Annotated in this window: 7 protein-coding genes and 2 pseudogenes; 3 read left to right on the forward strand and 6 right to left on the reverse strand. The window is 47.1% G+C overall.

The annotated features are described in order from the left end of the window. Positions 1-93: 93 nt before the first annotated feature. From ACWWD9_RS12235 to ACWWD9_RS12245, 3 genes are all read left to right on the forward strand, one after another. Entirely contained in the window at positions 94-900 is an 807-nt protein-coding gene (locus ACWWD9_RS12235; RefSeq protein ID WP_455867177.1) for a response regulator transcription factor, read from the forward strand. A 61-nt stretch (positions 901-961) separates the two neighbouring features. Next, on the forward strand, positions 962-2,599 hold the full coding sequence (locus tag ACWWD9_RS12240) for a FecR domain-containing protein (protein WP_455867178.1): 1,638 nt from the start codon (positions 962-964) through the stop codon (positions 2,597-2,599). Between the two features lie 78 nt (positions 2,600-2,677). Continuing rightward, on the forward strand, positions 2,678-4,864 hold the full coding sequence (locus ACWWD9_RS12245) for a CHASE2 domain-containing protein (protein WP_455867179.1): 2,187 nt from the start codon (positions 2,678-2,680) through the stop codon (positions 4,862-4,864). 33 nt (positions 4,865-4,897) lie between these two features. Here the strand turns inward: ACWWD9_RS12245 and ACWWD9_RS12250 are convergent. From ACWWD9_RS12250 to ACWWD9_RS12275, 6 genes and pseudogenes are all read right to left on the reverse strand, one after another. Then, positions 4,898-5,029, reverse strand: a pseudogene (locus tag ACWWD9_RS12250) (IS3 family transposase); the annotation flags it as partial. Positions 5,030-5,071: 42 nt separating this feature from the next. Continuing rightward, a pseudogene (locus ACWWD9_RS12255) lies at positions 5,072-6,253 on the reverse strand (PepSY-associated TM helix domain-containing protein); the annotation flags it as partial. 7 nt (positions 6,254-6,260) lie between these two features. After that, on the reverse strand, positions 6,261-8,420 hold the full coding sequence (locus ACWWD9_RS12260) for a TonB-dependent receptor (protein WP_455867180.1): 2,160 nt from the start codon (positions 8,418-8,420) through the stop codon (positions 6,261-6,263). A gap of 61 nt (positions 8,421-8,481) precedes the next feature. After that, entirely contained in the window at positions 8,482-9,687 is a 1,206-nt protein-coding gene (locus tag ACWWD9_RS12265; protein ID WP_455867181.1) for a type III PLP-dependent enzyme, read from the reverse strand. After that, entirely contained in the window at positions 9,684-11,501 is a 1,818-nt protein-coding gene (locus tag ACWWD9_RS12270) for an IucA/IucC family protein (RefSeq protein WP_455867182.1), read from the reverse strand. The genes ACWWD9_RS12265 and ACWWD9_RS12270 overlap by 4 nt, the downstream gene beginning before the upstream one ends. 24 nt (positions 11,502-11,525) lie before the next feature. Further along, positions 11,526-12,701: an MFS transporter gene (locus ACWWD9_RS12275; RefSeq protein WP_455867183.1), complete on the reverse strand. Its 1,176-nt coding sequence runs from the start codon at positions 12,699-12,701 to the stop codon at positions 11,526-11,528. Positions 12,702-12,710 lie beyond the last annotated feature (9 nt).

Here is a 12,710-nt window from a genome sequence, read left to right on the forward strand (position 1 = left end):
GACTATCCAAAACCAGAGCGGCTGAATCCAAATTCCGCTTAAGCTCTGCCGTAATGTCTTTTTTTAAAAGGAGGGTGTATATAGAGTTAACAATTGTTAACAATTGCATCGGTATTTATTTTGCTTAAGCCCTTTATTATTGTGACCGGTATCACGTTTTCTCAAATCCAGTCAGCGAGTAACAACCAAGGGATAAGGCAGGGTATGCGGTTTGCTGTGTTAGACGACAACATCATTGAGCTGGAACTCATTCAAAAATCCATCAAGGCTATCGAACACGACAGTCATGCATTCATGACAGGGGAAGACCTGATGCGGGCATTCAGAAGGGAAAGCTTTGACTTTTTGATTGTGGATTGGGAGTTGCCTGGTATATCTGGGCTTGAGGTTATCCAGTGGGTGCGCAAGGTCAAAAAAAATCACATCCCGATTCTGATGGTGACCAATCGGCAGGATGAACGTGATGTCATCAGCGGACTGTCTGCCGGGGCGGATGATTTCATGTGCAAGCCTATCCGGGTAGGCGAGCTGATTGCACGCATGCGCGCCCTTATTCGCCGCATGCAACCCGTAGCCGAGGCGCCAAGTTATATCTGGGGGAAATACATATTCACCCCAAGCTCATCCCAGGTCGAATTCAACGGCGAGCCCCTCACCTTGAAAAACCGTGAATATGCCTTGGCATTATTTTTATTTAAACATCAAGGGAGACTGTTTTCCCGTCAGCATTTGCAGGAAGAAATCTGGGGGACCAATGCCGCCGATGTGAGCTCGCGCTCACTGGATACCCACATTTCGGCCATACGGAATAAATTGAAATTAAGAGCCGAGAACGGTTATCATTTATCTTCAATTTATGGATTTGGATACCGACTGGAGAAACAAGCTCCAGATGAGTAGAGGCTGCTCGTTCCGATTCGTCTTTCATTTAATTTGCCAATAGAACCGGACCTCATCACCTATGGCCAGTTATCGCCTGAAGCTGCACATATCGAAATCGAATTTCATTCTGCTCCCGTTTCTTGCCATCGGCTGGGTGCTTCCGCAAGTGGCCCAAGCCGCCGAAGATACGCTCTATCACATCCATACGGTGCAAGCGGGTGACAATCTGTACACACTGGCCAGCCAGTATGCCGGGGCGGCAGAAAAATGGCGCGACATCCAGACCCTCAACGGCATCAAAAATCCTTTCCGTCTGGTGCCGGGCTCGACCTTGCGCATCCCCCTGCCTGAACCGCAACTGCTGGTGACGTTTGCGCAGGGCGAAGTCCACCTTGTTAAAGATAATGCGAGCCAGACACTGGCTATTGGAGATAGGCTGGCGGAAGGAGCTGTGGTCAGCACCGGCGACAATAGTTACCTTTCGCTGCAGTTTCCGGATAACTCCATGGTGCGGGTGTTATCCAGTTCTCTGGTGGAAATAAAAAAAGTGCGGCATCAGGGCAAAAACTGGATACGCGTTCTGGAACTCAAGCATGGTTATGTGGATATCAACGTTACACCACGCAGTCATTCATCAAAGCAGCAATCCCCTTCATTCGAGATCATTACACCTGGCGCTGTCGCAGCTGTCAGAGGCACGCGCTTTGACTGGGATGTGGATGCCAACAACTATAGTACGAGCGGTGTGACGGAAGGCATCGTTGCCATTTCGCCACGACGCGCAAACGCCAAAGCCCGCCAGATTCAGCTAAAGGCAGGATCGGGCCTGATCGTCTCCACCAGCGGCGATGTCGGTAAAGTTCGCCCACTGCTGGCGCCTCCCGATCTGGATAGGCTGGTGGATGGATCAAGCCCTGATTTCACCCGCATTTCCTGGCCTCCGGCAGAGCAGGCCTCAGCTTACAAAGTCCGAATTACCTCTGGAAATATTGATGATGTTATTGTCAATATGGAATCCCAGAAACCTGATATACGCCTGGCTCTTCCCGGTGGCGAGTATGCAGTCAGTGTGCGTGCTGTAGATGCCGATGGGGTAAATGGCTATGAGGCCCACCGCCCATTGAGTATCAACACTCACCCATCTCCACCACTCATTCTTGCGCCTGCGCCTGGCGCCATCCTGGAAAAGAATCATGATCTTGCATGCACCACCGTGTATGGCGCATCGCAATATCATATCCAGGTGGCAACTGATCCGGCATTCCAGACCTTGGTGGTGGATGAGTCTGAACTTCCGGTATGTCGACTCAGCTCAAGCTCTTTAGAAGATGGTATTTACTATTGGAGAATGCAGGCGAGCAAGCCCAGCGGTGAGAGCGGCCCATATAGTTTGCCCGCCCGCTTTCAAGTCATATCTGCTCCTCAGACAGCCTCTTCTGCCAGTGAGCACTCCTCACTTTACTGGGTGACCGAGAACGGCGTTAGTTATTCAGCAAAAGTGAGCAAGCAAATTGAATCGCTGGAGCTTGCGGAGGAAGTCATGCTGCCCGAACCATTACTGAACATTGGAAATCTGTCGCCGGGGCATTACTTTATGCGTCTATATGCAAGAGATGAAAACGGACTTGCCGGCATAAAAACCGAGCCTCGGGAGTTTGACGTTAGCGCCCCTGATACGCCTGAAATCGAGCGTACCTGGTTCGACAAGTCGAAATAATTGCCCCACTTACCCAGAGTGCTTACTTCGTATTGGCAGCGCTTTAAAGCTCATATCCTGTTTACCGGATTACTGGGTTTGATCGCCCTGTGGTCGCCCTATGGTCAGCTGCAGAAACTTAACCGCGTTATCCAGGATTCGGCTATTGCAGCAGCAAACAGCACTCCGGATAACGAGATCATCATTGTCGCGATTGATAACCCTAGCATTGAAAATCTCGGCAGGTGGCCCTGGAGAAGAGCCTGGCATGCTGAACTCCTCAACCGCATTGGTGAGGCCCAGCCCAAGGCCATAGGTTTTGATGTACTGTTTACCGAAAGCGACAGCCAGTTCCCGGGCGATGACTCGCTGTTTGCCGCAGCCATTGCAAGAAATCCACCTGTGGTTCTGCCGCTGTTCCTGCAGGTCCAGGGTAACTTGAGCAATACGGTCAGCCCTATCCCCGAATTGCAAAAAAATGCCTCTGGATTGGGAGTGGCCAATATTGATATTGATGATGATGGCGTCGTGCGCCGGATTCCAGTACGTAAAGCTTCGCCAAATGCCGCACCACCATTTGCTTTAGCAGTGTATCAGGCCGCTCATGGCCGTATGCAGGGAAAACCTGCAAAAAAACAATTGATTCCCTTCGCTGGTGGTGGTGGAACCTTCCCGCAAATATCTTATGTGGATGTGTTGCAAGGCAGGGTTTCTCAGGAAGTTTTCCGTGGCAAATATGTTCTCATAGGCGCCACGGCAGAGGGCATGACCGACCTCTATGCCACGCCCACCCACAGCAATTTCCGTCTTATGTCAGGAGTGGAAATAATCGCCAATATCCTGAACGCATATGTGCAACAGACGGACCTCAAACCCGCCCCTGCCTGGTTGAATATCTGCATGAATGCAGGCATCTGCCTGCTTGCCTTGTGTGCTGCATATTTTATGCGGCCGAGGCAGGCCATCCTGTTTACCTTGTTGCTGGGAATCCTGCTGTGGGTGATGAGCACGGTCGCCGTCTCGTACCTGGGGCTACTGCTTAACCCTGCGGCTGCGCTGCTGGGCTTGCCGGGACTATATATATTCTGGAGCTGGTACCGTCTGGAAGTTGCCACACGCTACCTGATCAAGGAACTGGATACCCTACATCAAAGCGGTCTGCCCTCCTTAGACACACCCATACGGCTGCAGGACTTTTTAAGTCGCCGCATTGCGGCGCTAGAAGGTGCCACCCTGCAGTTGCGTACGCTGCACAGATTTGTAAAAGATGCGGTGGATGCTCTGCCTTATCCGGTACTGATTGCGGATGAAACTGGCATTGTCAGAATTGCTAATCAGGTTTCAAGTCAGCATTTTGATAAACCACTACATACACTCACAGGTCAGCCCCTGCATGATCTTTTGCTGGATACATACCTGCTGGGTACCGACATACCCATTCTGCCTTTGCATTTGAATGGCGATGTTCCCCATGCATATGCTGGAGAAGCCATCGATCACAAACAGCGTCGGCTGATGAGTGCCTGCACGCCTATATATGCATTCAGTCAGCAACATAGCGGATGGATTGTTACACTCATCGACATTTCAGCACTGAGGCAGGCTGAGCAAATCCGCGAGGAAACATTCCGCTTTGTAGCCCATGATATACGAGCTCCACTATCGGCCATTATTTCACTTCTGGAACTACGCAAGCTGGAAGCAGGCGACCAAAATCTATCCCAAATTGAGTCCTTGGCTGAAGAGGCCCTATCTCTTGCTGACGGCATCCTGGATGTTTCAAGAGCGGAAGCGGGGGAATACCATTTTGAACTGATCAATGGAGTCGATGTGCTGGAGCAAGCCAGCCAGGATATGTGGGGGCTTGCCAGGAAAGCAGATGTTGAGCTTGTGCTGAATTACCCACCAAGCGTGCCAATATGGGCTGACCCCATCCTGTTGAAGCGGGCACTGGTAAATCTGATTAACAATGCGATCAAATATAGTCCGCCGAGGTGCACCGTGATATGTGGGATTGATGTTTCAGATAATACCGTATGCTTCTCAATTCAGGATATGGGATCGGGTATCGCTGAAGAAAACCTCGGACAGTTATTCAAGGTTTTTGGACGTATCCGCAACAAAATGAATTCTATGCCGCAAGGTAAAGGGTTGGGACTAGCATTCGTGAAAGCAGTGGCAACTAGACACAAAGGCAGAGTCTGGGTGAAAACTTCGTCTAATCAGGGTTCAATCTTTAATCTGGAAATTCCTATGTCAAGTTTAACCCCATCACCTCGTATCTGATACCCTTCATGGGACTTACTCCGTTCTGTTTTGGATGTCTCGCTCATCATTGACGCGGCGCAGTTCCGCCTTAAGGCGACGGATTTCTGCTTGCTGGTTGGAAGAATGCTGTAGTTCGTCTTCAGGGGCGCTGAATCGCTTGATCCGGGGATAAATGCTATGGCTGAGATTGTTTCGGATTTTTTGTGGCTGGCTTTTTCTAACCCACAACACAAGTCCAGTCACCGATAAAATAACAGTAACTACGCCAACGATACTTATCAATACACGTCCTGGCAGCCCTAAAACTTGACCACTATGCATCGGGAACTGCAAAGCTAAGAATCGATCTGCACACGTACCACTCTCATAGCCTCTGCGCCCTTTTAAGATGCCCGTGTCGGCGTCAATAAAAATTTGCTCAGCCTTCACTGCAAATGGCTTCACCCTATGCCCTCTTTCCTCAAACGCTACTCTGTAGACATGAAGTGCAGGCATGTACATCACGAATGAAACTTCCATCTTCTTCGCCGGTGCAGGCAAGAGATCGCTTGCATAAGCAACCGCCTGAGAAAAATCCAACCCAGGGTTTGAAACACTATTAACTTTAGGTAAAGCTTTGCGAGGATCTGGAGTCATGTCTCCAAAAAAACTAACTATCGGCCTAAATATTTCAGCATTCAGATTAAAAGAGACCCCACTCATAGCCAATATGAAAAATATTGGAAAAAACCACAATCCGCTGGCCCTATGTAAATCAAAATTGAATCTGTGCCGACTAGCATTTCGTTTAATGCCCCATGATGGCCGCCACCGCATAATCCACGACTTATGAGGATAGTCGTCAGAAGCTAAGGGCCTTGAAGACTTTATCGCAGGGGGTAACGTTAAGTAGAGTCCGACGAAACAATCCACCATCCAAATTAGAGCAATGCTGCCTAATAGCCAGAAACCCCAACGATCAGGTAAATATAGATTGGAGTGCAATCGAAACATCATTGGCACAAAGTATTTTCTATCCAATGAAAACAAACCTCGCTCTCTTGAGCCGAGTATTTGCCCTGTAAATGGATTGACGTAAACCTCAAGGACGGCGTTTGATTCTGCTTTAACATCCACCCTGATGCTCTCGTTTATATCCCGTTTTATAGCTATTGTGGAGATAACTGCCTCTGGATACCCGTTTCTAACATGAGCAGCCAGTTCGTCAAGTGACAGTGTGGGTGTTGATTGCTCGACGACATTGAATAAGTCTGGGTTTAGCCAAGAATCCAGTTCGTGATCAAAAGCGATGACACTGCCACTTAATCCAGACACGATAAGAAATAACGCTATAGTTAAGCCGACGTAGCGATGAAGCCTGACAAAAATTGGCCGGAGCTTTTGTTTTTTTTCAATATCAGGCTTCATCTTCAAACTAGAAATCTACCGTTGCCGAGAGCATGACCGTACGAGCATCTCCCAGAGTCAAACCGCTTGCTGCGGCAGATGACCAATAGCGTTTATCAAATGCATTTAGAACATTCGCGCGAATCGTTACGGGGGTTTTAATATTCTGCACTTTATATCGTGCGCCTAAGTCAAACCTTACCCAGTCGGGGATTTCTTGTGTGTTTGCGGCATTGAGATATTGTGAACTGGTATATATAGAACGCGCTGTTAATGTAAGCCCAGGAGCACTCGCAATATCCCACTCACCACCTAAATTAGAACTAACCTTAGGGGTGCCCGGAGCCGTATTGCCATCATTGGCTCCACCTGTGGTTTTGGTAAGTTCTCCGTCCAAGAACATCACACCGGCTTGTACTCTCACCCCAGAATATGGCTCACCAAACACATTCAATTCGGCACCTTTGTTTTGTTGTTCACCATCAACCGCAAATATCAGAGTCGTTGGGTTGGTAAAACCGCTAGGCTGCTTAATTTTAAAAAGACTTGCTGTCGCAATCAGCTTTCCAAAATCTACTTTTACGCCAGTTTCAACCTGTTTAGTTTTTGTTGGTGCAAAAATATCATTTAGATTGACAGCTCCTGCAGTAGGGGTTGGGCCTTGAGTCAAAGCCTCAATATAGTTTGCATACAAGGAAACACGCTCCCATGGTTTTACCAGTATCCCAACCGCCGGCGTCAATGCATCCTCATCATAATGGGATGATCTAGCGCCAGTCGTTGGGTTATAAGCATTTACCTGGACACGCTGCAAACGCCCCCCTAACGTCAACTGAACCCTCTCCTGCAAAATGGATAAAGTATCAGAGAGGGCTATACCCGACAGTCGCGTTTTATTAATAATCGGCATATGGTCGGACAAACCACCCAGAGCGGGCTCAGCTCGTTCAATTGGATTGAAAATATTAGACTGAATATTGGCAAAATTTTGTCTTGCATTGCCATATTCAAGGCGAAAATCACTCATACTGAAATTGACATGATGTTTAATGGCGCCAGTTTCGAATTTGCCATGCAAGCCTGTTTCCGCAGATAACGCATTCTCTTTATACAAATATTGGAATGGTTGAGTGGTAAAGTTGCCATTCGCATTATTAATACTGATATTGGCTCGCAGAAAGTCATAGTCGCCGCGTCGAGCGCCAATGGCGGCATAGGCACTTAGATTGGGCGAAATATCATACTCACCTCTCAATACACCATAAGTATCTCTTGAATTGGCATATGTCCATGATGGAGCAAAGTTACTATCTACACGGCTAGCCGAAGGAGCTTTCAGTGTGCTCGCTACTGCAACCCTTTCTAATGGGGCATCGACATTACGCTCCTGATGTACGAGATCTGCAAAAAGTCTCAGCGACTCCCCTCGAAAATCTAAAGCAAGCGCATTTACACTCCGTTTGACGGCTTGATGCTTAAGTGGCGTATCTCCATCCTGGTATACGCTGTTGAATCTAACTCCGACACTATTATCCGGCCCAAAACGTCGACCAATATCAACCTGCCCACCAAACTGACTGTCTGAAGCATAAGTACCAGTAACTTGCGTCAGAGGCTTATCATCAGCCCGCTTTGGAACAACATTAATCGTACCGCCAACGCCACCACTTGGTGCCATCCCATTGAGCAATGCGTTGGGACCTTTAACGATCTCAACTCGCTCTGTTGCCTCGACCGGAACAGAGTATGTAGGAACTATGCCATACAACCCACCAAAAGCGACTTCGCTATTAAGCACTGTAAAACCACGGATCGTGAATTGATCAAACCGACCTGCAGAAGGGTTAATATTTCGTACAGAGGCATCATTCAGTACAATATCGGCCACCGTACGCGCCTGCTGATCCTGAATTGTTTGCGCGGTGTAACTAGTCACGCTGAATGGCGTATCCATTAAGTCTTTGTTACCAAGCAACCCCATCCTTGCACCTCGGGCCAATTGGCCGCCAGCGTATGCTTTAGGTAATTCGGTCGGGGAAGCTTCACTAGCTGCTTTCACCTCAACGACTTGCAGCTCTTCGATTTCTTCTTTTTTTTGTACCTTATTTTCATCAGCCGACACCTCTCCCGGAATTGCACTGAATAAAGTGCTTACAATAAAACTAACTCCATAGACTCTTTTTTTCATAATATTTTCCTGATGGTAATTCACTGAAACTGTTAAACGGGGGGCTAGTTGATATGGCTATTTAGGGGAAATAAATATGCAGAGGATGGGCATGCCGTAAAAAATCATGATGCGAAATGTGCCAAGCGTATGCCCCTGCGTGAGAGAACAAGACTACGTCGCCGACACGTATTTGATCCACCATGGCATTAGTCGCCAGCACATCTTTCGGGGTACAAAGCTGCCCGACAATAGTAACTGTTCGGGCTTTAACTTCCGGCCTGGGATAAGGTTTGTCCCATGTGGAGACAGGGATTATGCTAAATGGGTGACTGTGCCCTTGCGCATATGGCGTACGAAAATGATGTGTCCCCCCCTTCACGACAACATATGCTCTATCACCGGAGGTTTTTACATCAATAACTTCTGCCGCATATGCACCACAAAATCCAGTGATGTAGCGACCAAACTCAAAACGGATTCTAGGTTGGAATAGCGAGTCTTCATTACTGGATTGAAGTTGATTGACCCCTTCAGCGAATACAGCCCAATCAAATTGCTGATCAAGTGCTCGATAATTAATACCTATCCCGCCGCCAACATTAATCTGCTTAATGGAAAGGTCAAACTCTCTCCCCCATTCTTTTGCCTGCCGGATATAAGCAGATAAGAGCAGCAAGTGCTGACGAGCATCTAACTGGTGCGAAAGAAGGTGAAAGTGAAAGCCCTGAAACACCAAATGCCCTGCATTCCGTTTTATAAGCTGCAGGCAGTGTGATAAATGCTCTATGCCAATCCCAAATTGAGTTGGTTTACCTCCCATTACCAGAGAGGTAACCTTTAACTCCTCCATGTATGGGTTTACACGTAATAAGATAGAAACTTGGCGATTTAAACTACTCGCAATATAAGAGAGCCGCTCTAATTCATATAAGCTTTCCACATGCACAGTCACATTGTTTAACACAGCCAACTCTAGCTCACTATCCAACTTACCCGGCCCACTGAATATCAATGGGATATGAGGAAAGTGTGATCGAACCCATTGAATTTCACCGCCAGAGGATGCTTCAAAACCATCTACCCATTCGGCTAGCGTAGATAAGATTGGAATGTCCGAATTTGCCTTGATCGCATAGAAAAAATCGATATTTTTAGCAAGGGTCTTCCGAATATGCGCTGCATGGCATGAAAGCGAATTCAAGTCATATAGGTAAGCACATACGGGCTCGCGCGAATTAACAAGCTCGGTAATGGCAGATGTGAATTTCAAAGCATCTAGCATCATTGGTGCATTCCCAATGGATTGGCCAGGCTCATGTATCCCGCTACTTTATCGGGTTGCTTCATGAAGCGATTGCTAAGGTTAGCCTTTGTTGGAAACGCTTCTCCGTTTAGTAGGCCATCAATGCGGGGTTTGGACTGTTCTGTTCCATAGTGCATCTGGAAATACTCCAAGTGCCCTCTAACCTCTGCCCACAATAATTGTTCCAACTGAGGGTTGCCGAAGCTTAGCTGATGAATAGCTTCGCAGAAATTATTAACAAAGAGGCAATAACTAATACGATTCCACCCTTGTTCTGCAGAATACCAAAGGCTTTCACGAGCTCGCGCACTGATTCCTGACAGCTTATGCTCGGGATATTGCTCAGGCAGTAATTTCACCCCCTCAAAATCGCGTAAAAACACCTGTGTCGGCCAGTGGTTAGAGAGGCCAATCACCACGTTCTGTAAATGCGGTTCAAAAATTACACCATATGCAAAATAGCATTCAAGTATCGGGTACATGACTTGTTGGACGTATGAAGAGAACCACCTCAGCATCACCTGTTCATAGTCTTTACCCTCATCGGAACATAGACTAGACAGAATTTGTTGAAGATATGACCGGCCAAGAGAGTGATTCCCAAACAGGGAGCCCGCCAATAAGGGCGTAACCCCATTTTTCAGATTACTTTGGCCAAATCCTTTGCGTAAGATCAGCCCGAAACCCTCCGTAACCTCTTTATTTGCTATTGCATTTGCGTCTTTAAGATCCACCGATAAGAACGCTGGCTCCTCAAGAATAGCCACTCCAGGAAATTTTGTAGCCAGCTCATCGATCAATGACGTCATGATCTGATTTACCTGCAATGCGCTTTCCAACTCATATACCGCATTTTTCCGAACGCAATTGGTTAACCGAACATGTAACGAGAATTTGAAGAAATATGGATTACCTGGCTGATATAACGTACGCACTGATGAGGTAGGGAAATATTTATCTCCCGCCACGCCTAAATCTTTCAGCTTGCCTTGATCGATAGCTGATTTGACGAGCGGATTATCAAGTAGCCACTTTGCTTGCCAAGGATGGCTCGGAACAAGGTAATACTCGCCACCATATATCAGACCTTCCGGAGCTTGCCGTGCAATGATGTCTGTGCAGGCCTCATCCAATGTTGACCTTTGATAAATAAAATCTTTATGTACGGCAAAGTAATGTAAAGAAAACCCTTGGCCAAACTCTGGCGAATAGTTATAGAGGTCGACCTCATTAAACCCCTGTCGACTTTTAGGCGCAGGATGAAATGGATGGCCATATATCAGCGACTGCTCTGAGCTTAGATACGCTAGCAATGGGTCTAAAGGCAACGCTCCTTCTCTCGTTTCCTCAAGAATGGCGGTTGTGACATTGACACTATCTTCAATTTGAGCCAACAACTCGGCATTGAATTCTTGTCCATGTTTAATGGCGAGGTCTTGAATGATGAGCTGAGCCAAGCTTCTCCAATCCAGCTGACTCCAGGGTTGTCCAGTTACTTTGCAATAAATGGAAGAGGTATATATAAAGTTCGCGGTCGGAGAGTCTTCCTCAACCGCAACAATGATTTTGGCATCTACTCTCTCCATCAAAATCTCTAACACTTCTTTTTTTGAGAATGCCGACCTTATAGAAAGTGGCCAACTCGTTGAGTCTTGCATTCGACACAACCTGATTGAATTTTCTGAAATACCAACCTCTCGGCAATAGCAATTCAAAAGTGTTTCCGCGCAGCGTTGTCCAGCGATTACATAGGAAGCTGATACGAAAGGGGATTTGTATGCAAGCGTAGCCATCATGTCTCCTGAGCCAATGTTGGTGAATCAAGGTCGAGAAAAATTAAAGAAAACCCATAACAATGAGATTGTCATGGTCGTACCAGAAATCAAAAATGGTGTTTTAATCCCAGCAATCGCTACGGAGAAATCACCCACAACTGCACCTAAAGCCATGGCACAACGACCGGTTAACTCAAATCTAAAAAATGCTTTCGTTGATCCTGTTACTCTGGCAACCCTTACTAGATAACCATTAATGCCTGTATAGGCTAAAAATGTGCCAACCCCGATTAGGACCTGCGAGCCAACGACTTTTTGCCAAGATTGGAAATACCATTGGCAAGAAAATCCAATTATCACGAGCAGAAAACCCATGCATAAAATGTTGAACTCCCTCAGCCGACGAACACGCTTTAAAAAAGGGACGCAACATAAATATGCCAAGCTAGGAATAGCGAACACAACACCAAGAAACGCATCGGAAATATCTTTGACGTCAGTCCGCAAATACTCAATAAAATGGGGAGCTGAAACTGTGACTGAAAACAAAATGAGTACTTGGGCGATATACGGCCGCCATACTGAAAATGTGAATCCCTCAGCAATTGGCTTATTATCTGTATCAGCGACTTTCGCGCTGATTTGTCCATTTCCTTGAGGGAGAAGAATTGCCAATAGCAATGCTGTAATAAAAGCGAGTGACGACAGAAGTAAGTAAACCTGGAGTGGAGATCCCAGATGAATAATCACCACTCCCAAAATGGCAGGGCCCACCACAGCAGCAACCCTGGTGATGATCTGTAACGCACTAATACCAGTAACTAACTTTTCCTCTTTGATCCAGCAAGCCAAGTAGCTACTTGAGGTAGCAAAAGTGGGAGCGACGGCCCCCTGCAGAACAAGGCCGAACAAAAACATCTCCGCATTTGGCGCCATTGCAGTAAGGAACATAATGGCAGCGACTGTCGTATAGCTGACGAGAAGAGCTCTCTTTTCACCCATCGCAGCGGTAAGCTTTGTTCTAATAGGGTATCCCGCAAATGCCGCTATTACTGGAGCTGCATAGCACAGTCCGAGAAACGACAAGCCATCCTCGAAACTCCCTTTGAGAATAGTCGCTAGAAAGGGGGGAATACTGAATGCAACAAACATGGCCGAAAAGTGACTTAGCGTAACCAGCCGTAGCAAATATCCTTCCCGATCACGGATCGCGCGTTGCATATTTAATGC

This window comes from Methylovorus sp. SPW-M1 (assembly GCF_053848825.1).